A 21,972-nucleotide genomic window follows, 5' to 3' on the forward strand; every position below is an offset into this window, starting at 1 on the left:
GGCTAGTCGAGCGTTTCCAGCTCATCGATCAGCGCGCTGATGACCGACAGGCCCTTCTGCCAGAAGGCGGGATCGGACGCATCGAGCCCGAACGGCTTGAGCAACTCAGAGTGATGCTTGGTGCCGCCGGCGCGCAGCAGGTCGAAATACTTGTCCTGGAAGCCGCGCTCGGCATTCTGGTAAACGGCGTAGAGCGAGTTCACCAGGCAGTCGCCGAAGGCATAGGCATAGACATAGAAGGGCGAGTGGATGAAGTGCGGGATATAGGTCCAGAAGGTCTCGTAGCCCGCGCGCATGGTGATCGCAGGCCCGAGGCTTTCGCCCTGAACTTCGAGCCACAAGGCGCCGAGCCGATCGGAGGTCAATTCTCCGGCGCGACGTTCGGTATGCACCCGGCGTTCGAATTCGTAGAAGGCGATCTGGCGCACGACCGTGTTGATCATGTCCTCGACCTTCTGGGCCAGCATCGCCTTGCGCTCGCGCTTGTCGGTGGTGCGGTCGAGTAGGGAGCGGAACGTCAGCATCTCGCCGAACACCGAAGCGGTCTCGGCCAAGGTCAGCGGCGTTGATGCCATGAGCGCGCCCTGGCTGCCGGCCAGGACCTGATGGACGCCGTGGCCGAGTTCATGGGCGAGCGTCATCACGTCGCGCGGCTTGCCCATATAGTTGAGCAGGACGTAAGGGTGCGCCGAAGGAACGGTCGGATGCGCGAAAGCGCCCGGCGCCTTGCCAGGACGCACCGGAGCGTCGATCCACGAGCGGTCGAAGAAGGTGCGGGCGATCTTCGCCATGTCGGGCGAGAAATCGTTATAAGCATCGAGCACGGTGTTCTTGGCTTCTTCCCAGCCGATGATCGCCTGCGGCGTTTCCGGCAGCGGGGCGTTGCGGTCCCAGTGGTTCATCGTCTCCATGCCCAGCCACTTCGCCTTCATGGCGTAGTAGCGGTGAGACAGGCGCGGATACGCCTCGCGCACGGCCGAAGACAGCGCGTCGACGACTTCGCGTTCGACGCGGTTGGCAAGGTGACGGGAATCGGCGATGTCGTCGAAACCGCGCCAGCGGTCGGAAATTTCCTTGTCCTTGGCCAGCGTGTTGGTGATCAGCGTAAAGGTGCGCAGGTTTTTGCCGAAGGTCTTTGCCAGGGCTTCCGCGGCCAGGCGGCGCATTTCTGGATCGGCGGACTGCAGGCGGTTCAGCGCCGGCTCCAGCGTCAGCTCCTCGTCCTGGATGTCGAAGCGCAACGCGGTCATCTGTTCGTCGAACAGCCGGTTCCAGGCGCCGCGGCCGGTGATCGACTTCTCGTGAAACAACTGCTCGACCCGGTCTTCCAGCTGGAACGGCTTTTCCTTGCGCAGGTCCATCACCCAGGGACGATAATGGTCGAACAGGGGATCGTTATCGAGGGCCGCTGAAATCAGCGTGTCGTCGATCTGGTTGAGCTCGAGCGCGAAGAACAAGAGATGCGCGCTGGCATCCGTCATCTTCTCCTGGATGTCGCCATAGAGCTTGGCGCGCTGCGGATCGGCGGTGTTTCCGGCATAGACCAGCCCCGCATAGGAAACGATGCGGCCGATCAGTTCCTCGAGCATCTCATAGGATTGGAGCGCTTCGCCGAGGCGTCCATCCTTGCCGCGTCCGGCCTCGACGAGCAGGGTTCCCTTCCAGCGGCTCTCGAAGGCGATGGCGTCCTTCTCCGCCTTCTCCATGTCGCGCTTGAGTTCCGGCCCGTCCATGGTCGGATAGAGGTCGGCGAGATTCCACTCTGGCAAGTTGCCCAGAGCCGCGCCCTCCGCCGCCGCAAGGCCCGGTGCTCGGTTGCCGGTAGTCCGATGCATGCAAGTCCCTCTTTGCCGCGCCGCGTCGACGCAATCATAATTCTAGTATTTCGTTCACCGGGTTTCTTGAAAGCTTGTTTATAACCCTGTGCCAAGATGATCCACTAAAGTCTCACCTATCGGACGCGCATCATTCATTCATGACAGGTTCCATACTCATAGTCGATGACGATCCTGTGCAACGCCGCCTCATCGAAGCGGCGTTGGGCAAGTTCGGCCACAGCACCATCGTGGTCGACAGCGGCGAGGCCGCTGTGGCCGTGCTGGATGGTCCGCGCGGACAGGACGTCACCGCCCTGGTTCTCGATCTCGTCATGCCCGGCCTCAGCGGGATCGGCGTGCTCGAAGCTATGCGCGAGCGAGCGATGTCCATCCCCGTCGTGGTCCAGACCGCGCAAGGCGGCATCGACACCGCCGTGCTGGCGATGCGGCACGGCGCGTTCGATTTCGTGGTGAAGCCGACGTCTCCGGAACGGCTGAATGCCGCCCTGGTCAAGGCCTTGAAGGTCGAGGAATTGGGCGGCAAGATTCGTCGCGCCGCTCCGAAGCCGTCGCTCACGCCCACCTTTCGCGACCTTGTGACCAACAGCAAGGCGATGGAACGTGTCATTCAGCTCGGGCAGAAGGCCTCGGCGTCCAACATCCCGATCATCATCGAGGGCGAATCGGGCGTCGGCAAGGAACTGGTCGCCCGCGCCATCCAGGGCACCGGCGACCGCCGGTCGAAACCCTTCGTCACGGTCAATTGCGGCGCGATCCCGGAAAATCTGGTCGAAAGCATCCTCTTCGGCCATGAGAAGGGCTCTTTCACGGGAGCCACCGAACGGCACATCGGCAAATTCGTCGAAGCGCATGGCGGCACCCTATTCCTCGACGAGATCGGCGACCTCCCGCTGGAGGTCCAGGTCAAGCTGCTTCGTGCGGTGCAGATGGGCGAGGTCGATCCGGTGGGCGGACGTTCGGCCGTCAAGGTCGACATCCGGCTGATTTCGGCGACCCACCGCAATTTGCTGCAACTGGTCAGGGACGGAAAGTTCCGGGAGGATCTGTTCTACCGGCTCAACGTGTTTCCGATCTTCGTGCCGCCCTTGCGCGAACGCCGTGAAGATATTCCGCTGCTTGCACGGCATTTCCTCGTCCGTTTCGCCGAGTCCACGCCGCATGGCCGCGTGCCCGGCATTTCCGACGAGGCGATGCGCCTGCTCGAAGCCTATGACTGGCCGGGCAATATACGCCAGCTCGAAAATGCCATGTTCCGCGCCTCGGTGTTGTGCGATGGCGACATGCTGGGAGAGGACGAGTTTCCGCAGATCCGTGCCCAGGTCCACGGCATCGCGGAGGAGGGCGGTCGCGACGTTACGGGAACCGATCCAGTCGCCGGTGCCGGCGTTACGCAGACAAAAGCTGCGCCGCAAATGCCTGGCGGCGCCTTACGGGTGCTCGATGAGCGCGGCAATATGCGTTCGCTCGCCGATGTCGAACTTGAGATGATCAGGATGGCCATCGAGCACTACAATGGGCAGATGAGCGAAGTCGCCCGCCGTCTGGGCATCGGCCGCTCGACGCTTTACCGCAAGCTCAAGGAATATGGCATCGAGCCTGAAATTGACCGCATGTAAGGCAGACCGAAAAAAGTTCGCCCTGCCGCGGCGCTGATGTCCAAGCCCATTTGCCTAAATAAACCATTGGTTTACCATGAGGCGGTGGGCGGCGTTTTTGTCTGTATATCGCCACGCTCTCACCGCATTTCCTCTTCAATAAGCAGTGATTAACCATTAGGATCGATAGTCGGACACGAATCCAACGCTGTCCGGATTTCAAATCCGGGGACAACTGGCAGCCTAAACAGGGCCTTTTGATTTGAATAGAATCGAAGACGACAAGCGCAGGCCGCATGCAAATCCAAGCCGTTGGGCCAAGTGGCTCACGGGCGTCATGCTCGCCTGCGGTTTCATCGCAGCTTCTCCCACTGGTGCAGCCGCGGAAACGCGCACGCTGAAGGTGCACTTCATTCACACCGGCGAGAAGGCGGAGATCACCTTCAAGCGCAACGGTCGTTACGATGCCGATGGCTTGAAGAAGCTCAACCAGTTCCTGCGGGACTGGCGCCGTAACGAGCCGACCAAGATGGACCCGCGCCTGTTCGATCTGGTGTGGGAAAACTATCGCGCTTCCGGCGCTTCCGGCTATATCAACGTCGTTTCCGCCTATCGCTCGCCGGCCACCAATTCGATGCTGCGCAGCCGCAGCAAGGGCGTGGCCGAGAAAAGCCAGCACATGCTCGGCAAGGCGATGGACTTCTATATTCCCGGCGTGAAGCTGAAGACGCTGCGCGACAACGCCCTGAAACTTCAGGGCGGCGGCGTCGGCTATTATCCGAGCTCTGGCTCGCCCTTCATCCATATGGATGTCGGAAATGTCCGCCACTGGCCGGGCATCAGCCGCAGCGAACTGGCTTCCATCTTCCCGAATGGCAAGACGCTTCACGTGCCCAGCGACGGCAAGCCATTGCCTGGCTATGAGCAGGCGCTTGCATCCTACAAATCCCGCAAGGCCAGCGGCTCGCTGAGCGTTGCTTCGGCCAGTGCGCCGAAACGCTCGGGTGGTCTGTTGGCGGCGCTGTTTGGCGGCGGTGCCGACGAGGACGAGGATACCGGCGAATCCCAGGTCGCCGTGGCGGCTCCGCGCCCCAAGGCGCCGACCAGACCGGCTGCGGCGCCGGTGCGTGCGCCTGTCGCCGTTGCTTCTGCGCCCGCTCCGGCCCCGAAGGCGTCGCTGCCGGGCATCCAGGTCATTGCGCCCGAATACGCACGGCGTGCCGAGCTTCCGCAGATTGCGGAGCAGGCTCCGGTCGAGACGCCTGAGACCATTATCGCGGCACTTCCCGTACGCAGTGTGCCGATCCCTGCCTTCGCGCCCCGTCCGCAGGCGGATGTCGCGCCGGCCCAGCAGCAGATCGCCGCCGTCATCGCGGAGGCGCCGACGCCCGCCGTCGTGCCTGCCGCGCCGCAGAACATCCCGTTCGGCGCAGCTTCTGGCGATCCGGCGCCGGAACTCGCTCCGACAACAGCCGAAACCACCATCGCCGAAGCCAATGTTCCGCTTCCGACATGGCGTCCCGCCTATACGCCGGCAGCTCCGGCGACCGTCGCCGAAGCTGCGGCGCAGCCCGAGACTTTGATGGCCCTGGCTTCGCCCGAGGCTCCGAAAGCACCTGTGGCGGCACCGGTCCCGGCAGCGCGTCCGCAGGACATGGCGGTTCAGGCCGCGATGGCCGCAAAGCAGGCGCCTGCGCCGACACCTGCTCCGCAGGCAGCGCCGCGTGGCGAAGAACTGACTGTAGCCGCCCTGGTAGCGCAGCAACCGCCGGTGGCCGTCTCCGCGCCGAAGGTGGCCGCGACCGCCGCGCCTAAGCCGGCTGTCGTTGCCCGTGCCGAAAGTGTCGATCCCGTTGCATCGGCCGCTGCAGGCGCCAAGACCACACGCAAGGCGGCACGTCCCGCCGCGCAGGATACGAAGCCGGATCGCAAGCCGGTCGTCGTCGCAGCCGAGCCGAAAGGCGCGCGCTGGGCTCTGAGCAGCAACCAGGCCGTGACGACAGTGACCGATGCGACCACTGCGCCGCGCTTCGCCTACAACATCGTTCGTACCGCGCCGCAGGAAGTCTACACCTCCGGTTTCCAGACCAGCGAGCAGCAGGCCGAAGCCAACCGCTTCTCTGGCAGCGCCGTGAAGTTCCTCTCGGTGGCGCGCTTCAAGGCCGACTGAGCGCGGTCTTAGAATTGAATACAAAAACCGGCGGGAATTGATTTTCCCGCCGGTTTTTTGTTGTCGAGTTTTACCGCCAGGGCTGCTTAGAGCGCCGTGCGCCCATTCGGACGCACAAAGGACGCTCTAGGTTTTTGACTACGCATCGTGCTTCCGAAATCGATTCCGATTTTCGGGCAGATGCTCTAGCAGTCAGGCCTTGCGCAAGCCGCTGGCTTCGCGCGCCAGGGCTTCGATGGCGTCCCAGTTTCCGGCCTTGACCAGGTCGTCGGGTGCGACCCACGATCCGCCGACGCAGATCACATTGGGAAGGCTGAGGTAGTCTTTGGCGTTCTTGGCGCTTACGCCGCCGGTTGGGCAGAATTTGACGTCCTGGATCGGCGAGGACAGCGCCTTGAGGAAAGCCACGCCGCCGGCTTGTTCAGCGGGGAAAAATTTCAGGAAATCCAGACCGGCGTCACGTGCGGCCATGATCTCGCCGGGCGTGATCGCGCCGGGCAGCAGCGGCACTTCGCTTGCGGCTGCCGCGCTCAAGAGGTTCTGGGTAACTCCGGGGCTGACGATGAATTTCGATCCGGCAGCCACGGCCTCCTCGAAATGGCGCGGGTCGAGAATGGTGCCTGCGCCGACGATAGCCTCTTCCACCTCTCCGGCAGCACGGCGAATCGCTTCCAGCGCCTCTGGCGTCCGCAGCGTGATCTCGATGGCTCTCAGCCCGCCCTTGGCCAGTGCGCGCGCCAGCGGCACGGCGTCTGCGGCGCGGTCGATCTTCAGCACCGGGATGACGGGCTGGCCGTCGAGAAGGGAAAGCAGTCGTTCGGTCTTGCTGGTCATGGCGTTTCCGGGTCGTCTTGTGTCAACACTATCTAACCGATTTAACAGAGGCTCCGCTCCAAGTCCACGCTGCGGGGCCTGTCATGCGCGGGCTTTGAAGACGCCGCGCAGCCAGGAGAACAGGGCCTGTGCTCCGTGCTTTGTGGTGACCTGTCGGGTCGGGATGGGCAGCCCTTCGATAGCCGGGGAGGCCGGCATTTTGAGCGCGCTGTAGCTCTTATAGGCGGCGGCCATCTTGGTGTGATAGCCGTTCGCTTTGTAGCCCGGCCCGTTGTAGCTGCGCGCAAAGGCCTCCCAATCATGTCTGCGCAGTGCTGCGTCCAGCCCGTTTTTCTTGATGAAGCGGATCATCAGCCGCGCTTGTCCTGCTGCGCCGCTGCGTGCTTCCGCCATAAAGGCGTCGATGCTGTCGTAGCCAAGCCACGACCAATGCGCACCCATGACCTGCCCAATCCCCCATGAGGTGGATTCATATGCCGCCTTGCGGTCGATGGCTGCGGCGGCGCGCAGCAGGCGCCAGCGCGCCGCTTGCGTGCGCGGATTTGCGACGCCGCCGGCCCTGGGGGAAGACAGCCCCGCCTTGCGCGCTTTTTCACGGTTGGCGTCAGAAAGCCGCCTGTCGAAATAATGGCCTTCGAAGCGGATCAAGGGTTCGTTGCGGCCCTCGACGATGGCGAACAGCCTGCCTGCGCTTTCCACCGCGATGACGGCCAGCAGCGCTGCCGCCTCCAGCCCGTTGTCCTTGGCGATCTGGCTCAATTCCTGGATCAGTTCCTGCGTAAACATGCGTGTTGCTCCCGTTGCGTGAACAGGATTTTCGCACCGAACCGGACAGTGTTGATGAAACTCTTTCGCAAAGGCCCTGCAAGTCTGACCGGGCATAGGGCCAAGTCGTTGGAATTGCTCACCCAATCAGCCTCTCTTGAAACTATCATCGCGAGGGGATAGGGCGTTGGCGCATGAACCCGCCAACTCCGTCATTCCGCGTTGCCGCGCTTTACAAGTTCTGCCGTCTCGACCGCTTCGAGGCGCTGAAGACACCGCTTGCCGAATTGTGCTGTTCGCGCGGCATTAAGGGTACGCTGCTTCTGGCGCGCGAGGGCATCAATGGCACGGTTGCGGGCAGCGAGGCGGCCATCGCCGAATTGATCGATTTCCTCCAAGCCCAGCCAGAATTCTCGGGTCTGGAACTGAAGTTCAGTTCCGCCGAGGAGATGCCGTTTCACCGGATGAAGGTGAGGCTCAAGCGCGAGATCGTCACCATGGGGGTCGAGGGTCTCGATCCTCTCGAAGGCAAGGGCGCCTATGTCGACCCCGGCGACTGGAACGCTTTGATAGCCGACCCCGAAACCGTCGTCATCGACACCCGCAACGACTATGAGGTGTCCATCGGCACCTTCCGCAACGCGCTCGATCCGCAGACGAAGAGCTTTCGGGATTTCCCCGCCTGGGTCGAACAGCACCGCGAGGAGCTCGAAGGCCGCAAGGTGGCGATGTTCTGCACCGGCGGCATCCGCTGCGAAAAGGCAACGGCCTATGTGCGGTCGCTCGGCATTGACGAGGTTTTCCACCTCAAGGGCGGCATCCTGAAATATCTTGAGGAGGTGCCTGCGGAGGAAAGCCTGTGGCAGGGCGAATGCTTCGTCTTCGATGAGCGCGTTTCGGTCGCCCACGGTCTGGTCGAGGGCGAGGCGGAACTGTGCCGCGCCTGCCGGCATCCGCTGGTCCCGGCGGAAAAGCTGTCGCCGAAATTCGAGCCCGGCATATCGTGCCCGCATTGCTTCGATGCCCGAACCGACGAGGATCGCGCCCGTTATGCCGAACGCCAGCGCCAGGTCGAACTCGCCGAAGCGCGCGGCGCCAAGCCTCACATCGGCACCTGAACTCATCTGCCCGACATCATTGTATTGTCGCCTTCAGCGCCCTACCTCACCCAGACACCAACTTTCTAGGCTGGAGACGCTGATGTTCGACCCCAAGAAACTGCTTGACGATCTGCTTGGCGCAAAGGTTCCCGGAACCCAGGCTACGGTGCGCGACAAGGCAAGCGGCGCGGTGCAGATGGCCAAGGACAATCCTATGGCGGCAGGCGCTCTCGCAGCCGTCCTTCTGGGCACCGGTACCGGCCGGAAGATGACCGGAACCGCCGTCAAGATGGGCGGTCTCGCGGCGATTGCCGGTCTCGCCTACAAGGCCTATCAGAATTACCAGGCGGGCAAGTCTCCGCAGGACGCCAATGCGCCCGAGCAGGTCGCCAAAGAGCCCGAACTGCTGCCGCCGCCTTCCGATAACGGTTTCCATCCGCAGCAGGCGCCACAGGGCGAGGCCGAGTTCTCGCTGACCATCGTGCGGGCGATGATCGCCGCGGCCAAGGCCGATGGGCATATCGACGACGAGGAACGCAAGAAGATCGCCGAACGCCTCGGCTTGCTGGGCATGGGCGCTGAGGCCGAACAGTTCCTGATCAAGGAGCTCGAGGCGCCGGTTGATGTCGACGCGCTGGTGGCTGCTGCCAGGACCGAGGAGCAGAAGATCGAGCTCTACACCGCTTCGCGGCTGGCGATCGACAGCGACACCCGCGCCGAGCGCGGATATCTCGATTTGCTTGCGGGCCGCCTGCAACTGCCCGATGCGCTGGTCGATCACGTCGACGCCACCGTATCGACGGCAAAGGCCGCGGTTCCTGCCAATTCGCCTTGGTGACCCCAGAAAACCGCTCCGGTCGCGTGTTAGGATTTCGTTAACCTAACGGGCGCATCATTTTCTCAATCGGATCGGCTCCCCTCCCAAGCAGGTTCGACATTGGGCGGTCGCAAATGACCGCCCATTTTGTGTGATCGGCTGGTCAAAGCCTGCCGCCACCCTGTAAGGGTGGCTGAGCCTGAATCGCGGGAGATTGCATCGTGACCATCAACAAGACAGCCATCGTCACCGGGGCAGGCAGCGGTATCGGCAAGGCCGTCGCCATTGCCTTGCTGCATGCCGGCTGGAATACGGTGTTCTGCGGACGCAGAAAGCATGTGCTGGACATGGCTGTCGCCGATGCGGGACCTGCGAAAGCCAAGGCCGTTGCCATTGCCTGCGATGTCGGCAAGGCCGATCAGGTCGAGGCGATGTTCGCCGACGTGTCGAAGTTGTTCGGCCGAGTCGACCTGCTTTTCAACAATGCGGGCAGGGGCTACCAGACGGCCCTCATCGACGAAATCCCCGTCGACATCTGGGACGATGTGCTGGCTGCCAATCTGACGGGATCTTTCCTCTGCGCCCGCGCCGCCTTCGGCGCCATGCGCCGGCAACAGCCGATGGGCGGCCGGATCATCAACAACGGCTCGATTTCGGCGCATGCGCCGCGTCCCGGCTCGGTGCCCTACACCACGACCAAGCACGCCATTACCGGCCTCACCAAGTCTCTGGCGCTGGACGGTCGACAGTTCGACATCGCCTGCGGCCAGATCGATATCGGCAATGCGATGACGGAACTGGCCTCGAAGATGGCCACCGGCGTTCCCCAGGCCAATGGCAGCATCGCGGTCGAACCGCTGATCGATGTCGAGCGGGTCGCCGAGGCGGTTGTCTACATGGCAGGCCTGCCGCTCGACACCAATGTCCTGTTCATGAACGTCATGGCGACGAAAATGCCATTCGTCGGCCGGGGCTAATCGGCCGTCAGGCGCGCTGTTTCTCAAGAAAGGCTTCGATCCTTTCCAGCGCGCGCAGGATGTTCTCTTCCGAGTTGGCGTAGGAGAGGCGGATATAGCCTTCGCCGAGAATGCCGAAGTCGGGACCGCCGATCAGCGCGACGCCGGCCTCGTCCAACAGTGCGGACGCCAGTTTCTTTGCCTTCCAGCCGGTCTCGGCGATGTTTGGAAAGGCGTAGAAAGCACCTTTCGGGGTGATGCACGAGATACCGGGCAGGCCATTCATCCCCTCGACGACGAGCTTCCGGCGTCTGTCGAAGGCTTTCATCATGGCCTCGACCTCGTCCTGCGGGCCGTCGATCGCGGCAATGCCGGCGAACTGGCTCGGGGCGTTGACGCAGGACCAGCAATTCACCGCAAGCTTGCGCACCTTGTCGCCGAGATTGCCGGTTTCGGCCTTGTTCGGCCAGATCGACCAACCCATGCGCCAGCCGGTCATGGCCCAGGTCTTCGACCAGCCGTTGAGGACGATCAGCCGGTCGCGAATTTCGGGAAACTGGAGCAGCGAGCAGTGCCGTTCGCCGTCATAGGTCATGACGTCATAGATCTCGTCCGACAAAACAGCGACATGCGGATGTGCCTCGAGCCCCTTCACCAGCTTTTCGATCTCGGCGCGCGGCGTCACTCCGCCGGTGGGGTTGGCTGGCGAGTTGAGGATCAGGAGCCGGGTCTGCGGCGTGATTAGCGACAGCGTTTCCTCAGCCGAAAAAGCAAAGCCGTTTTCCTCGCGCATCGGCACCGGGACGGGTCTAGCGCCCGTATATTCGATCATCGAGCGATAGATCGGAAAGCCGGGATCCGGGTAAAGGATATCGGCGCCGGGTTCGCCGAACATCAGGATCGCGGCGAACATGGTCGGCTTGCCGCCGGGCATGATCATCACATCGTCGGCCGAGACTTCGATTCCCGTTGTCGTCAGCGTACGGCGGACAACGGCCTCGCGTGTGGCCAGAAGACCGTTCGCCGGGGTGTAGCCATGATGACCGTCGCGCAGTGCCTTGATGGCAGCCTCGACGATATGGTTCGGCGTTTTGAAATCCGGCTGGCCGATGCCGAGATTGATGATGTCGCGGCCTTGCTGGGCAAGCGCGGTGGCCCGCGCCAGAACGGCGAAGGCATTTTCCTCGCCAAGACGATCGAAGGCGGCGATGGTGTGGAGCATCGGTCGGTTCTCTCTGGTTCTGTTTCCTCGACGCGGTTTGTGGACGGTGCTAGCCGTCTAAGTCAATGGAATGGAGCCCTGGCATGACGGAGAATATTGCGAACTGGACACCGCGTCCACGCCCGGCCCGCACAGTGCTGGAGGGCCGCTATGTCAGGCTCGAACCGCTGGATGCGACGCTCCACGGCGACGGGCTCTATGCCGCTGCCACCGCCTCAGATGCGGATAGCCGCTTCCGCTGGCTGTTCGAGACCCCGCCGGAAAGCCGCGAGGCGTTCCAGCCCTGGCTGGACAAGGTTGCGGCCAGCGAAGACCCGCTGTTTTTCGCTGTCATCGACAAGGCGAGCGGCACGATCGCCGGCCGCCAGACGCTGATGCGGATCGACCAGACCTATGGCGTCATCGAGATCGGCAACATCCTGTGGGGCAGCATCGTGGCGCGGAAGCCGGCGGCCACCGAGGCGCAGTTCCTGTTTGCGCGCTATGTCTTCGACGATCTCGGCTACCGCCGCTATGAATGGAAATGCAACAACCGCAACGAGCCCTCGAAGCGTGCGGCGGAACGCTTCGGCTTCAGCTTCGAAGGCGTTTTCCGTCAGCATATGATCGTGAAGGGTGAAAACCGCGACACGGCGTGGTATTCGATCATCGACAAGGAATGGCCGGCGCTGAAACAAGCCTATGAGGCCTGGCTCGATCCGGCGAATTTCGACGATGAGGACCGCCAGAAGCGGCGCCTTGAGGATTTCCGCGCAGAGTTCGGTGGCTGAACCGCTCCCTCGTGCGGCGAAAGGACAGTGCAGTGGCGATGATTTTCAAACCGGTGACGCGCTGATGGACCGGGATACGCGACGCGCGGCTGTGGCCGCAGCATGGTTCCTCATCATTTTCGGTGTCCTGGCCTACTATCTACCAAGCATTATGCTTGCGGTCGGCAATGTCTCCACCATCGCGGCCGGCGGCGTCGCCGTGCTGTTCGTCATCGCCTTCTTCGGCGTCTTCTGGCTGCGTGGCCGCAGCCAACGCACCAAGAACGGTCACTGAGGCCAGCCTGCGAATGCGTGATCGTCACCGTCGTTCCGCTGTTTTATGGGCCTCGCCGCGTTCTCTCTTGCCGACGGCAATCACGAGAACAAGAATTTCGCTGTCCCGAACCTCATAGACAAGGCGATAGCCTGGGCCTCTCAGCTTGATCTTGTACCGGTCGGTACTGCCGGACAGCTTGGCTGAGGGTACTCGTGGATTCTCGCAGCGTTCGGCGAGCTTCTTTTTGAATTGTTCGCGGGTGTTGCTGTCGAGCTTGCGCCATTCCTTCAGAGCTGCGTCGAGAAAGCCGAGCTCATAGGTCATCCAGCGTGACTTTCAGAACAGGCTCGCCAGCTCTCGAATCCGCGATGGCGTTGAGTTCGATATCTTCCAACCGTTCCAGCATCGCTTCATAGGTCCGAGCGGGAACGCAATAGAAGGCCGGTTCGTTGCGATTGAGGATTGCCACAGCCGCGCCCTCGCCAGCCGCCACCGTCCCCATCGGGTTCTTCTTCAGCTCGGAAACGCTGGCCGTCATCTCTGCCAAAACAATATGTGCCATAAGACCACTCCTGAGCATCAACAACGGTGCCTTACATAGCACGCTTAAGTGGTCATTTCCAGTTGGATGGCACGGGCGGAAGGTGGTGCTTACGCCTGCAGGCTTGCCGCCAGCAGCGTCAGCCCAAGCAGCATCACCAGAGCGGCCCCGCCGATTTCAATGGCGGCATGAATGCGGTTGCCGGCGCGGCCGTCGCCGGCAAAGGCCACCGCCCAGTTCTTGGCGGCGACCGCCATGATCGCCAGGATCGACACGGTGATCGCAGTGCCGATGGACATGGCGAGGACGGAGAGAAAGCCGCCCAGCCAAAGCCCGTTGAGAAACGAGAAGCTGAGCACGATCAGCGCGCCGCTGCAGGGCCGAAGCCCAACCGCGACGATGGCTGACCACGCCGATTTCCAGTCGAACTGCTCGCCCGACAGGAGAGCGGGATCCGGCGCATGGGAATGGCCGCAGCTGGCGCAGACGAAGGTGCTGCCGCTTCTCTCCTGCGGCTCTTCGAACAGAAGGCCGTGGTTGCAGGATGCCGTATGGACATGGGCTGCGGACAGGCTGTAGGCGGGCGCCCGGCCGAACAGACCCTTGAGGCGCGGTGCCGCCTTGCCCCACAGCAGCCAGGCGCCAAAGGCGGCGATCAGCGCGTAGCTCACCGTCTCCAGGAACCATGTGGCATTGGTCATCGAGATCGATGTGCCGCGCAAGGCGAGATAGACGACCGCCATCAGAACGATTGCGACCAGACCTTGCAGCAGCGCGGAAATGAAGGACAGCAGGATGCCCCGCCGAAGGGCGACCTCGTTGGCCAGCATGTAGGACGAGATCACCGCCTTGCCATGGCCGGGACCTGCGGCGTGGAACACGCCATAGGTGAAGGACAGGCCGACCAGCAGCCAAAGCTTGCCGCTGTCGTCGCGCATCGCCTTCAAGGCGCCGGTCAGTTCGCGGTAGAATTGCTGTTGCTGGACATTGATCCAGTTCAGCCAGCCTGCGAAAAGCCCGGTCGAGGGAACGGTCGCCTCATTGGTGCCGATGCCGAGCGAGCTCTGCGCATGCGCATGGCCGAGAAAATGCGTCAGCACGTAGCTGACGGCGATCAGGGCGAAGATCGCCCGGATTGTCGTCTTCTTGGTGTTCACCGTATCAGCCCTCGGCCTTGCAAGTCACTTCCAGTCTCGTCGCAAATATCTTGCTCATGTCGGTTCCGGCGGGGTCGTTGAAAAACGCGTCGGTCAGCGAGCTTTGGTTCTGCGCAATGGCCTCGTCGGGATCTGGACGCACCACCGCCTGGCTGCAGGCCGCCGGCAGGCTGTCCACCTTCATGTTGTCGTCCTCAAGGAATTCGATGGCCGTGTAGAAGGTTGGATCGTAGACGCCGAAGGTCACTTTGTCGGTGAGCTTGAGCGGATCCTTCGGCTCGGACTCGAACAGGATAATCAGTTGATCCTTGTCATAATTGGCCATGAGCTGTGCCGGCGGCTTCATGGCCACGTCCTTGCCGCCCTCGGTCACGATCTGGAAATAGTTGAACTCGCCGATGGAGTCGAAAACCGTCTGCGACACTTCCTGAAGTTCAGCGTCGTCCAGCTTCAGGTCGCTGTTCTTGTCGAATTCCATCAGCACGGTGCTGGAAAACAGGTCGTCGAACCGCCAGAGGTGGCGCAGCGATTTCACCGTCTTTCCGTCGGCATTGAGCACGATGTCGAGCCGCGCTTCGGCAAAGACATGCGGATGCACCTGCGCGGGAACGGTGGAAAGCAGCAATGCCGTGGCCACTGAAGCCAGGAAGGTCGAGCGGGCGCGAAGGATCATGGGCAGGGACGGTCCGGGCAAATCGGTCATTGCCGACAATTACCAGAAACCGGGCAGAAATGGGACCGTCTGCAATAACTCCGTTTACTCCTTGTCCTTGAACCATTGTACGAGATAGTCGACGAAGACGCGCACCTTGGCCGGAAGATAGCGGCGATGCGGGTAAACGGCGAAAATGCCGCCGCCGCTGAGCGTGCGGTCTTCCAAAAGACTGATCAGCCTGCCGGCCTCCAGATCGGGAGCGGCGATGAAGTCTGGCAGAACAGCGAAGCCGAGGCCGGCGACCGCGCCATTGCGCGCAGCGATGGGGCTGTTGACCTCCAGCGGCCCCGATACCGAGACGCTCATCGGATCGCCATTGTCGCCCTTGAACGGCCAGTTGGACAGCCAGCGGCCGTTGGTGTCGATGATACAGGGCTTGTTGCTCAAATCCTGCGGCCGCTCCGGCTTGCCATATTTCTCGATCAAGTCGGGTGAGCCGCAGAGCTTGATGGAAAAGGGCGAAAGCCGGCGTGCAATCAAGGACGAGTTGTCGAGCCGGGAGATGCGGATCGCCATGTCGAAGCCTTCTTCGACGAGATCGGCGAAGCGGTCGTCGAGATGGATTTCCAGCACGATGTCGGGATAGGCCTTGGCGAAATCGATCAGCGATTGGCCGATCGGCGCATCGGCAAAGGTGCGGGGGGCGGAGAGCTTGATGCGGCCGCGTACGTCGCCGGACGAATCGCGCACGGTGTCCGCGAGGCTGTCGATTTCACGCACGATCTCGGTCGCGCGGCGATAATAGGTGTGTCCCGCCTCGGTGAGCGAGAACTGGCGGGTCGTGCGGTTGAGCAGCAACGCGCCGAGTTCGTCTTCCAACTCGCGGACATATTTCGACAACAGCGCCTTGGAGCGGCCGATCTTGCGGGCGGCGGCGGAAAAGCCTTCCGCCTCGACCACGTCGATGAAAGCGCGCATGCGGGTTAGGGTGTCCATTTCGGTTACTCCTTGGCCGCGGCGCCGAGAATGCGTCTTCCGAGATCGATCAGCGCCAGATCGCTTCCGGCAGGACCGAGCAGCGAGATGCCGAAGGGCGCACCATGGACGGTGCCGAGCGGCAGCGTGATCTGCGGAAAGCCGGACAGGCCTGAGAGGCACAGCATGTGCAGCGCGCGCTCTCGATAGGCCTGAAGCTCGTCCTGGGGCAGGCCGATCGACGGAGCAGCGCTCGGCACAGTCGGCATGACGACGACGCAGTCCGATCCGAGCAGCGCTGCCATCTCCTCGCGGAAGGCCGCGCGCAGGGCTTTTTCCGTCTCGTAGTCATCGCGGGAGACCGTGGCCCCAAACTGGAAGCGGTCGCCAACGCCGGGACCGAGAGCCCGGTCGCCTGCGGAAATCCAGCCGCCATGCTCGGCCCAGGCCTCGAACGCCTGGATCTTGCGAAACGCCCAGTAGAGCCGATCCGGTTCGGCGCTGAACTCCTTCGCTGCCTTCGACCCTCCAAGCACCGAGGCCACGATGCCGCCCATACGCCGATATTCGGTGCGTTCGGCGTCTCCAGGCAGCAGGCCGTCGACCCAGCCGATGCTGACACTGCGTGTCAGAGCCGGAGCTTTCTCGTCGTCCAGCAGAAGTCGGGCTACCTTGTCATAGATATCGATGTCGCGGGCGAACCATCCGAATGTGTCGAGGCTGGGCGCCAGCTTCATGGCGCCCTCCAGAGAAATGCGACCTTGCGTGGTGCGCAATCCGATCAAGCCGCAGAAGCTTGCCGGTGCGCGGATCGAGCCGCCCGTGTCGGAGCCGATGGCGATATCGGCCAGCCCGCCGGCAACTGCGGCTGCGGAACCGGAGGACGATCCGCCGGTCACGCGTTCGGGTGCCTTTGGATTGATTGGGAAGGGGTAGTGCGCATTCTGGCCCATCAGGGAGAAGGCGAGTTCGTCGGTTTGGGTCTTGCCGACGAATCGCGCGCCCGCGTCGAGCATCGTCTGCACCGCCGGAGCGGTCCTTTCCTCGGGACTTGCCTCAGCCAACCTGTCGGGGTTGCCGCAGCCGGTCCTCATGCCCGCAACGGCATAGATGTCCTTCACGGCAAGGCGAAGCCCCGACAAAGGTCCATTTTTCTCAGCAAAAACAGCGGTTTGTCCGGTCTGGACAAAGGCGTTGAGGGAATCTGTATCGGCAGTCATCGTTCGCCCTTGATGCACAATGCGCACACCGTCGTTCACCATTCGATTTTTTTCAAGCGAGGCCGAATTTTTATTTGATTGTGACAGGCGACGCGCCTATATCCGCGCTTGCCCAAAGTCGCACGTGCCTGTGGGTGTCCGCCGATCCCTCGAATGGCGAGGAAATCGGTAAGGTAACTGGAGCTAACCCCTCCAGTCGGTTCAGTGGCCAACCACCGACCCGAGGACACCTTGAAGCAACGACGGTGCGGGCCTTTCTGGTTCTCTTCCGGTTGTCCAAATGCCGGGGTTACTAAAGAGGCACACCTTCATTGCCGGCAGTGCGGAACGGGTCTCCCATTTCCAAGCCAAGGCAGACAAAGCGGATTTTCAGCCGGGCAGGCTGAGAGTTCATCGCCGCGCAGAGCGCGTTCATGGATCCGGGGTCTCCACCGGCTGGTTTCATGAATATGCGGTTGCGCCTTTGTCCACAGCGTGTTCGCGAGGCTGACGCCCGCTGACCGCAGCCTTTTGTATACGCTGAAAAAGCGTGAATGGAGAGACCGATGGCCACTCAGCGCATCCTCGACTTCCTCGCCACCCGTCGTCCGAACGGTCCTTGCCTCGTGCTCGACCTCGACGTGGTCGCCGACAATTTCCGCGCTTTCGAGAAGGCGCTGCCGCAGTCGCGCATCTACTATGCCGTGAAGGCCAACCCGGCCCCGGAAGTCCTGCGCCTGCTTGCTTCGATGGGGTCGTCCTTCGACACCGCTTCGGTCGCCGAGATCGAAATGGCGCTCGACGCCGGCGCCACCGCCGACCGCATCTCCTTCGGCAACACCATCAAGAAGGAACGCGACATCGCCCGCGCCCATGAACTCGGCATCGGCCTGTTCGCCGTCGATTCGGTCGAAGAAGTCGACAAGATCGCCCGTGCAGCGCCCGGCGCCCGCGTGTTCTGCCGTGTGCTGACCGATGGCGAAGGCGCCGAATGGCCGCTGTCGCGCAAGTTCGGCTGCGTGCCGGCGATGGCCGTCGATGTGCTGCGCCATGCCCGCTCCCTCGGCCTCGATGCCTATGGCGTGTCGTTTCATGTCGGTTCGCAGCAGTGCGACCTGTCGGCCTGGGACCGCGCGCTGGGCGATGCCAAGCGCGTCTTCGCCACGCTGGCCAATGAAGGCATCGTGCTCAAGATGGTCAATATGGGCGGCGGGTTCCCGACCCGTTACCTCAAGGATGTTCCGGTGGCGCAGGCCTATGGCCAGGCCATCTTCGAAGCGCTGAGCAAGCACTTCGGCAACAACATCCCCGAGACCATCATCGAGCCGGGCCGTGGCATGGTGGGCAATGCCGGCGTCATCAAGTCGGAAGTCGTGCTGATCTCGAAGAAGGCCGACAACGACAATGTGCGCTGGGTATTCCTCGACATCGGCAAGTTCGGCGGTCTCGCCGAGACGATGGACGAGGCGATCCGCTACCCGATCTCGACCGTGCATGACGGTTCCGAGACCGCGCCTTGCGTGCTCGCCGGCCCGACCTGCGATTCGGCCGATGTGATGTACGAGAAGACGCCGTACCCGCTGCCGCTGTCGCTGACCATCGGCGACGAGGTTCTGATCGAGGGTACCGGCGCCTACACGACGACCTATTCCTCGGTCGCCTTCAACGGCTTCGAGCCTCTCCGATCCTACGTGATCTGACGGGCTCAAAAGCCCCTCGGATCACTAAAGGTCTCGGGCGGACTGTTCCGCCCGATTCCGCTCGCTTGTGGACAATCTCCGCTCGTGAAGGATCACGGATATGGAACTCTCGACCTCTCTCGCTCACACCATCGACGCAAATGCCTGGCAGGACGCGGCCACCTTCGTGGTCGGCATCGAAGCCGATGGCGATATCGCCGCGCGCGAAGCGCTGCTTGACCGTGCCATGGGCGCGGGCCGCAAGCGCAAGTCCTCGGAAAAGCTGCGTCGCGGCCGCCGTCCGTCCGAAGGCCTTGCCTTCGTCGCACGCGACGGGTCCGGCGACCTGATCGGCACTGTCCGCCTGTGGGACGTGACGGCGGGCGAGGGCGGTGCGAAGGCGCTGCTGCTCGGTCCTCTGGCCGTCGATCCTTCGGTGAAGAGCGCGGGCATCGGCTCGGCGTTGATGCGGCATGCCATCGGCGAAGCAGCGCGGCTGGGCCACAAGGTCATCCTGCTGGTTGGCGACGCGCCTTACTATGCACGGTTCGGCTTCACCGCCGAAAAGACCGGATCGCTTGCCATGCCCGGCCCTTACGAGCAGCATCGTTTCCTGGCGCTGGAACTGGTCGAAGGCGCTCTCGATGGTGCACGCGGCGTGCTCAAGGCCGCCGGACGCAAGCAGCGCTCGGCGCCTGTCGCAATCGCCGCCTGAGATCACAGGCACAAGAGCCGTCCGCGACACGATGGCCTGCCGTCCGGCAGGCCATCGTCGTTCCAGGCTGCTGTTCTACGCAGCGGAGGCGAGCCCGTCGCGGTGATTGAACACCTCGCGGGCGGCGAACAGCCCGTTGAGCGCCGCTGGAAAGCCGGCATAGACCGCCATTTGCATCAGGATCTCGACGATCTCCCCGCGTTCGAGCCCGACATTCAGGCCGGCCTCGATATGCACCTTCAGCTGGGGTGCCGCGTTGCCCATGGCGGCCAGCGCTGCGATGGTTGCGATCTCGCGCGCCCGAAGGTCAAGGCCAGGCCGGGAGTAGATATCGCCGAACGGGAATTCGAGCAGGTAGGTGGCGAAGTCGGGCGCTATGTCGGCAAGCGAGTCCACCACCTTCTGGCCTGCCTCGCCGTCTATTTGCGCCAAGGCGCGGATACCCCGCTGCAGACGGCTTTCGGTGGTGTGGGTTTCATGGTTCGTCATCGGTCTCGATCCTTTTTTCCGCGTCGGCATAGCCGGCGATCTTGGTGTCGAGGACGAGAAGAGATGCCTGCAGTTCGGCAATTTGGGCAGCCACGCCCTGCCGGTGGGCTTTCAGAAGCGCCATACGTTCGGCGTTGGTCTGAGGACCTTGCTGGCGCAACATCGCATAGCGCAGCATCTCCTGGATGGGCATGCCGGTTGCCTTGAGCCGACCCAGAAACGCGATCCAGGTCAGGATCGACGCGTCATAGTCCCGCTGCCGGGAGGCATCGCGGTCGGCATAAGGCAGGAGACCGATCCGCTCGTAGTAGCGGATCGTGTAGGCCGACAGGCCAGAGCGTTGAGCGAGTTCGCCGATCTTCACAGGTACCGTCCTTCGTCACGACGCCTGGGAAGCTACGAGTTAGAGCGCACTCTAAGTCAAGCGCTGTTTTGAAGGCTAGTTCTCAGCCGATCAACTGGCTCAGCGCCATGGCGACGGACATGTCGCCCTCGACCTTGATCTTGCCGGTCATGAACGCCATCGTCGGGTTCAGTTCGCCTGCAATCAGCGACTCCAGATCGTCGAGCGAAAGCTTGATCGTGCAGTCCGTGGGCGCGTCCGTGGTCGAAATGGTCGGGCCGTCGATGACGATGACGCCGTCGCTGCCGGTGTCGAATTTCACCGAACGGTCGAAGCTGGAGCTTTCGACCTGGGCTTTGATCTTGTCGGCGACTGCCTGAATGCTCATGGCATTGTTCCTCTGCAAAGTGATGCCGGCCTATGATGAATGCGGCGAACAGCCGGTGGGGAAGGTCAGCTATAAATGCTTGTTGACGTTTACGTCAACGTAGAGCGACGGGATGTACGAATTTTCCGATGCTTGACGCCGAGCGTTACGTGCATCGGCAGAAGCGGATAACTCAACCCGCTATGGTCACTGCAATCCATCGCGGATGAATTGGGATACCTCGATCAGGCCGTCGAAATTCTGCGCGCGACCTTTCCGTATGGCTTCGGACTCGCGCAGGACCCACATGCCGACCGAAATCAGGTTGGTCCGCAGCTCATTGGGCAGCGCGCTCTCTGGGTTTTCCAGATCGTTGAGGAAGGTCGTCCAGACGCGATTGGTAAATTGCAGCGCAGCGGTGGCCTCGCGGGAATCGGCGCCGCTGGCGCGGGCTTTCATCAGCATTTCGATGGATCGATCGAGAACCTGCTTTTCGCGGTTCCGGGCGTCGACAACGGTGTCGGACTGCCTCTCGTCATAGGAGAGTTGGTACATGCGCGCGTCCTCGCTCGCGGTCAGCCTGGGAAAGTCGGCAGCGTGGTTGCTGGATGTATGCGGGGAAACGTCAACGATGCCTCTATGCGGTTTGCACGGTCAAAGAGGTAGCCTTCATGTCTTGCGCCAGGCTGACCGCTTGAACGTCAGGACCGGCTCAGATGACCAGACGGTAGCCGAGGAAACGCTTGGACTCGATGGGGTCGCGGCCCAGCCGCTCGCGCAGTTTCTTGCGCAGCTTGCTGATGTGGCTCTCCACCACATTCTCCTCGACCTCGTCGTCGAACACGCCATAAATGGCGTTGAAGACCTGGGTCTTGGTGACGCGGCGGCCGCGGTTGCTGGCGAGATATTCGAGGATGCGGCGCTCCCGGCGCGGCAATGGCATCGGCTGGCCGTTTATTTCCGGATCGCGTCCGTCCATGAAAATCCGCATGTCGGCTATATCCGTGCAGCTCGTTTCAGGCTGGGCACGGCGGCGAATGGCCGAAATCCGCGCGAGAATTTCGCGGATGTGGACGGGTTTGCGGATGACGTCGTCGACGCCGGATTCGAACAGCCGCAGCGTCTGTTCCAGCGTGTGCTGGTCGCTCAGGGCAATAACGGGCGCGTCGGTCCTGTCCCTGATGCTGCTCGGCGATACCTGAGAATCGCCACAATCGCCGATCAGAAAGGCATGGACGGAGCGGAAATCCTCGTCGGCTGCGCTGGAAACCCACTCGCCGAATTCGCGTGAGCGGAAGCCTGCACTTGCAACACCCTCACGGCTGAAAAGCGAGTTATATCCATCGGTCACGAGCTCGCGCTCGTCGACGATCACGATCATCGGTCCGCCTTCCGAATCAGTTTATTTCCCCACTTACAAAGGCGTACCCCGCTGGTCAGCAGGTGAATAACCCCGATATTTCACGCCTGATTTCTAGGGGTGCGGAATTTGAGCCTACGGCCGGCGTAAGGCCTTCATACGCCTATGG

The 21,972-nt window shown here is 62.4% G+C and carries 25 protein-coding genes; 9 read left to right on the forward strand and 16 right to left on the reverse strand.

All coding sequences use genetic code 11. From position 1 onward, the window contains the following. Positions 1–2: 2 nt before the first annotated feature. Positions 3–1,835, reverse strand: coding sequence for a M3 family oligoendopeptidase (locus ICI42_RS07155; protein WP_188163876.1), 1,833 nt, complete (start codon positions 1,833–1,835; stop codon positions 3–5). Positions 1,836–1,975: 140 nt separating this feature from the next. Between ICI42_RS07155 and ICI42_RS07160 the strand changes: the two genes are divergently transcribed. Next, on the forward strand, positions 1,976–3,454 hold the full coding sequence (locus tag ICI42_RS07160) for a sigma-54-dependent transcriptional regulator (protein ID WP_188163877.1): 1,479 nt from the start codon (positions 1,976–1,978) through the stop codon (positions 3,452–3,454). Positions 3,455–3,770: 316 nt separating this feature from the next. Beyond that, positions 3,771–5,603: a DUF882 domain-containing protein gene (locus ICI42_RS07165; protein ID WP_188164447.1), complete on the forward strand. Its 1,833-nt coding sequence runs from the start codon at positions 3,771–3,773 to the stop codon at positions 5,601–5,603. A 192-nt stretch (positions 5,604–5,795) separates the two neighbouring features. Here the strand turns inward: ICI42_RS07165 and ICI42_RS07170 are convergent, their stop codons facing one another. After that, entirely contained in the window at positions 5,796–6,437 is a 642-nt protein-coding gene (locus tag ICI42_RS07170) for a 2-dehydro-3-deoxy-phosphogluconate aldolase (RefSeq protein WP_188163878.1), read from the reverse strand. 81 nt (positions 6,438–6,518) lie between these two features. After that, the gene (locus ICI42_RS07175; protein WP_188163879.1) at positions 6,519–7,223 is read right to left on the reverse strand and encodes an N-acetylmuramidase family protein; all 705 of its coding nucleotides are present in this window, start codon (positions 7,221–7,223) and stop codon (positions 6,519–6,521) included. A 173-nt stretch (positions 7,224–7,396) separates the two neighbouring features. On the opposite strand from ICI42_RS07175, the gene trhO reads away from it, so the two are divergent. The 3 genes from trhO to ICI42_RS07190 all read left to right on the forward strand — a co-directional run bounded on the left by trhO (position 7,397) and on the right by ICI42_RS07190 (position 10,096). After that, a complete protein-coding gene (gene trhO / locus ICI42_RS07180; protein WP_188163880.1) occupies positions 7,397–8,320 on the forward strand; it encodes an oxygen-dependent tRNA uridine(34) hydroxylase TrhO in 924 nt (307 codons plus the stop codon). Positions 8,321–8,402: 82 nt separating this feature from the next. Then, a complete protein-coding gene (locus ICI42_RS07185; RefSeq protein ID WP_188163881.1) occupies positions 8,403–9,140 on the forward strand; it encodes a tellurite resistance TerB family protein in 738 nt (245 codons plus the stop codon). A 200-nt stretch (positions 9,141–9,340) separates the two neighbouring features. Further along, positions 9,341–10,096, forward strand: a complete 756-nt coding sequence (locus ICI42_RS07190) for an SDR family oxidoreductase (protein WP_188163882.1) — start codon at positions 9,341–9,343, stop codon at positions 10,094–10,096. Positions 10,097–10,103: 7 nt separating this feature from the next. On the opposite strand, the gene ICI42_RS07195 is transcribed toward ICI42_RS07190, so the two are convergent. Continuing rightward, entirely contained in the window at positions 10,104–11,297 is a 1,194-nt protein-coding gene (locus ICI42_RS07195; RefSeq protein ID WP_188163883.1) for a pyridoxal phosphate-dependent aminotransferase, read from the reverse strand. 83 nt (positions 11,298–11,380) lie between these two features. Here ICI42_RS07195 and ICI42_RS07200 point away from each other — a divergent pair, with 83 nt between their 5' ends. Together ICI42_RS07200 and ICI42_RS07205 are read left to right on the forward strand one after the other, a co-directional pair. After that, positions 11,381–12,067: a GNAT family N-acetyltransferase gene (locus ICI42_RS07200; protein WP_188163884.1), complete on the forward strand. Its 687-nt coding sequence runs from the start codon at positions 11,381–11,383 to the stop codon at positions 12,065–12,067. Positions 12,068–12,131: 64 nt separating this feature from the next. Then, positions 12,132–12,341 carry a hypothetical protein gene (locus ICI42_RS07205; RefSeq protein ID WP_188163885.1) on the forward strand — a complete coding sequence of 70 codons (210 nt, stop codon included), beginning with the start codon at positions 12,132–12,134 and terminating at the stop codon, positions 12,339–12,341. 24 nt (positions 12,342–12,365) lie between these two features. Here ICI42_RS07205 and ICI42_RS07210 read toward each other — a convergent pair whose 3' ends face one another. The 7 genes from ICI42_RS07210 to ICI42_RS23930 form a co-directional block, all read right to left on the reverse strand. Then, on the reverse strand, positions 12,366–12,647 hold the full coding sequence (locus ICI42_RS07210) for a type II toxin-antitoxin system RelE family toxin (protein ID WP_188163886.1): 282 nt from the start codon (positions 12,645–12,647) through the stop codon (positions 12,366–12,368). Then, complete coding sequence (locus ICI42_RS07215) at positions 12,637–12,885, reverse strand: type II toxin-antitoxin system Phd/YefM family antitoxin (protein WP_188163887.1); 249 nt, start codon at positions 12,883–12,885, stop codon at positions 12,637–12,639. Before ICI42_RS07215 ends, ICI42_RS07210 begins: the two co-directional genes overlap by 11 nt. 89 nt (positions 12,886–12,974) lie before the next feature. Further along, positions 12,975–14,021 (reverse strand): nickel/cobalt transporter, encoded by a 1,047-nt coding sequence (locus ICI42_RS07220; protein WP_188163888.1) that lies wholly within the window; start codon positions 14,019–14,021, stop codon positions 12,975–12,977. A gap of 4 nt (positions 14,022–14,025) precedes the next feature. Continuing rightward, positions 14,026–14,694, reverse strand: a complete 669-nt coding sequence (locus tag ICI42_RS07225) for a DUF1007 family protein (RefSeq protein WP_188164448.1) — start codon at positions 14,692–14,694, stop codon at positions 14,026–14,028. 84 nt (positions 14,695–14,778) lie between these two features. After that, complete coding sequence (locus tag ICI42_RS07230) at positions 14,779–15,672, reverse strand: LysR family transcriptional regulator (RefSeq protein ID WP_188163889.1); 894 nt, start codon at positions 15,670–15,672, stop codon at positions 14,779–14,781. Between the two features lie 5 nt (positions 15,673–15,677). Then, on the reverse strand, positions 15,678–16,871 hold the full coding sequence (locus ICI42_RS07235; RefSeq protein WP_188163890.1) for an amidase: 1,194 nt from the start codon (positions 16,869–16,871) through the stop codon (positions 15,678–15,680). A gap of 292 nt (positions 16,872–17,163) precedes the next feature. Beyond that, complete coding sequence (locus ICI42_RS23930; protein WP_269140758.1) at positions 17,164–17,286, reverse strand: hypothetical protein; 123 nt, start codon at positions 17,284–17,286, stop codon at positions 17,164–17,166. A gap of 130 nt (positions 17,287–17,416) precedes the next feature. Here ICI42_RS23930 and odc2 point away from each other — a divergent pair, with 130 nt between their 5' ends. Together odc2 and ICI42_RS07245 are read left to right on the forward strand one after the other, a co-directional pair. Continuing rightward, a complete protein-coding gene (odc2, locus tag ICI42_RS07240; RefSeq protein ID WP_188163891.1) occupies positions 17,417–18,550 on the forward strand; it encodes an ornithine/lysine decarboxylase in 1,134 nt (377 codons plus the stop codon). A gap of 100 nt (positions 18,551–18,650) precedes the next feature. Next, positions 18,651–19,244, forward strand: coding sequence for a GNAT family N-acetyltransferase (locus tag ICI42_RS07245; RefSeq protein WP_188163892.1), 594 nt, complete (start codon positions 18,651–18,653; stop codon positions 19,242–19,244). A 75-nt stretch (positions 19,245–19,319) separates the two neighbouring features. Here the strand turns inward: ICI42_RS07245 and ICI42_RS07250 are convergent, their stop codons facing one another. From ICI42_RS07250 to ICI42_RS07270, 5 genes are all read right to left on the reverse strand, one after another. Next, positions 19,320–19,733, reverse strand: a complete 414-nt coding sequence (locus ICI42_RS07250) for a carboxymuconolactone decarboxylase family protein (RefSeq protein WP_188163893.1) — start codon at positions 19,731–19,733, stop codon at positions 19,320–19,322. After that, positions 19,720–20,097, reverse strand: a complete 378-nt coding sequence (locus tag ICI42_RS07255) for a MerR family transcriptional regulator (RefSeq protein ID WP_188163894.1) — start codon at positions 20,095–20,097, stop codon at positions 19,720–19,722. The genes ICI42_RS07250 and ICI42_RS07255 overlap by 14 nt, the downstream gene beginning before the upstream one ends. Positions 20,098–20,179: 82 nt before the next feature. After that, positions 20,180–20,464, reverse strand: coding sequence for an SCP2 sterol-binding domain-containing protein (locus ICI42_RS07260; protein WP_188163895.1), 285 nt, complete (start codon positions 20,462–20,464; stop codon positions 20,180–20,182). A gap of 186 nt (positions 20,465–20,650) precedes the next feature. Further along, the gene (flaF, locus tag ICI42_RS07265) at positions 20,651–20,998 is read right to left on the reverse strand and encodes a flagellar biosynthesis regulator FlaF (RefSeq protein WP_188163896.1); all 348 of its coding nucleotides are present in this window, start codon (positions 20,996–20,998) and stop codon (positions 20,651–20,653) included. Positions 20,999–21,155: 157 nt separating this feature from the next. Continuing rightward, positions 21,156–21,824: a response regulator transcription factor gene (locus ICI42_RS07270; RefSeq protein WP_188163897.1), complete on the reverse strand. Its 669-nt coding sequence runs from the start codon at positions 21,822–21,824 to the stop codon at positions 21,156–21,158. Between the last annotated feature and the right edge of the window lie 148 nt (positions 21,825–21,972).

Source organism: Oryzicola mucosus, from assembly GCF_014534685.1.
Taxonomy (GTDB): domain Bacteria; phylum Pseudomonadota; class Alphaproteobacteria; order Rhizobiales; family Rhizobiaceae; genus Oryzicola; species Oryzicola mucosus.

Bases quoted from the DNA above. Each gene is read 5' to 3' on its own strand.
- ICI42_RS07155 (WP_188163876.1), bottom strand. From the start codon at position 1,835: ATGCATCGGACTACCGGCAACCGAGCACCGGGCCTTGCGGCGGCGGAG.
- ICI42_RS07160 (WP_188163877.1), top strand. From the start codon at position 1,976: ATGACAGGTTCCATACTCATAGTCGATGACGATCCTGTGCAACGCCGC.
- ICI42_RS07165 (WP_188164447.1), top strand. From the start codon at position 3,771: ATGCTCGCCTGCGGTTTCATCGCAGCTTCTCCCACTGGTGCAGCCGCG.
- ICI42_RS07170 (WP_188163878.1), bottom strand. From the start codon at position 6,437: ATGACCAGCAAGACCGAACGACTGCTTTCCCTTCTCGACGGCCAGCCC.
- ICI42_RS07175 (WP_188163879.1), bottom strand. From the start codon at position 7,223: ATGTTTACGCAGGAACTGATCCAGGAATTGAGCCAGATCGCCAAGGAC.
- trhO (WP_188163880.1), top strand. From the start codon at position 7,397: ATGAACCCGCCAACTCCGTCATTCCGCGTTGCCGCGCTTTACAAGTTC.
- ICI42_RS07185 (WP_188163881.1), top strand. From the start codon at position 8,403: ATGTTCGACCCCAAGAAACTGCTTGACGATCTGCTTGGCGCAAAGGTT.
- ICI42_RS07195 (WP_188163883.1), bottom strand. From the start codon at position 11,297: ATGCTCCACACCATCGCCGCCTTCGATCGTCTTGGCGAGGAAAATGCC.
- ICI42_RS07200 (WP_188163884.1), top strand. From the start codon at position 11,381: ATGACGGAGAATATTGCGAACTGGACACCGCGTCCACGCCCGGCCCGC.
- ICI42_RS07205 (WP_188163885.1), top strand. From the start codon at position 12,132: ATGGACCGGGATACGCGACGCGCGGCTGTGGCCGCAGCATGGTTCCTC.
- ICI42_RS07210 (WP_188163886.1), bottom strand. From the start codon at position 12,647: ATGACCTATGAGCTCGGCTTTCTCGACGCAGCTCTGAAGGAATGGCGC.
- ICI42_RS07215 (WP_188163887.1), bottom strand. From the start codon at position 12,885: ATGGCACATATTGTTTTGGCAGAGATGACGGCCAGCGTTTCCGAGCTG.
- ICI42_RS07225 (WP_188164448.1), bottom strand. From the start codon at position 14,694: ATGATCCTTCGCGCCCGCTCGACCTTCCTGGCTTCAGTGGCCACGGCA.
- ICI42_RS07230 (WP_188163889.1), bottom strand. From the start codon at position 15,672: ATGGACACCCTAACCCGCATGCGCGCTTTCATCGACGTGGTCGAGGCG.
- ICI42_RS07235 (WP_188163890.1), bottom strand. From the start codon at position 16,871: ATGACTGCCGATACAGATTCCCTCAACGCCTTTGTCCAGACCGGACAA.
- ICI42_RS23930 (WP_269140758.1), bottom strand. From the start codon at position 17,286: ATGAACGCGCTCTGCGCGGCGATGAACTCTCAGCCTGCCCGGCTGAAA.
- odc2 (WP_188163891.1), top strand. From the start codon at position 17,417: ATGGCCACTCAGCGCATCCTCGACTTCCTCGCCACCCGTCGTCCGAAC.
- ICI42_RS07245 (WP_188163892.1), top strand. From the start codon at position 18,651: ATGGAACTCTCGACCTCTCTCGCTCACACCATCGACGCAAATGCCTGG.
- ICI42_RS07250 (WP_188163893.1), bottom strand. From the start codon at position 19,733: ATGACGAACCATGAAACCCACACCACCGAAAGCCGTCTGCAGCGGGGT.
- ICI42_RS07260 (WP_188163895.1), bottom strand. From the start codon at position 20,464: ATGAGCATTCAGGCAGTCGCCGACAAGATCAAAGCCCAGGTCGAAAGC.
- flaF (WP_188163896.1), bottom strand. From the start codon at position 20,998: ATGTACCAACTCTCCTATGACGAGAGGCAGTCCGACACCGTTGTCGAC.
- ICI42_RS07270 (WP_188163897.1), bottom strand. From the start codon at position 21,824: ATGATCGTGATCGTCGACGAGCGCGAGCTCGTGACCGATGGATATAAC.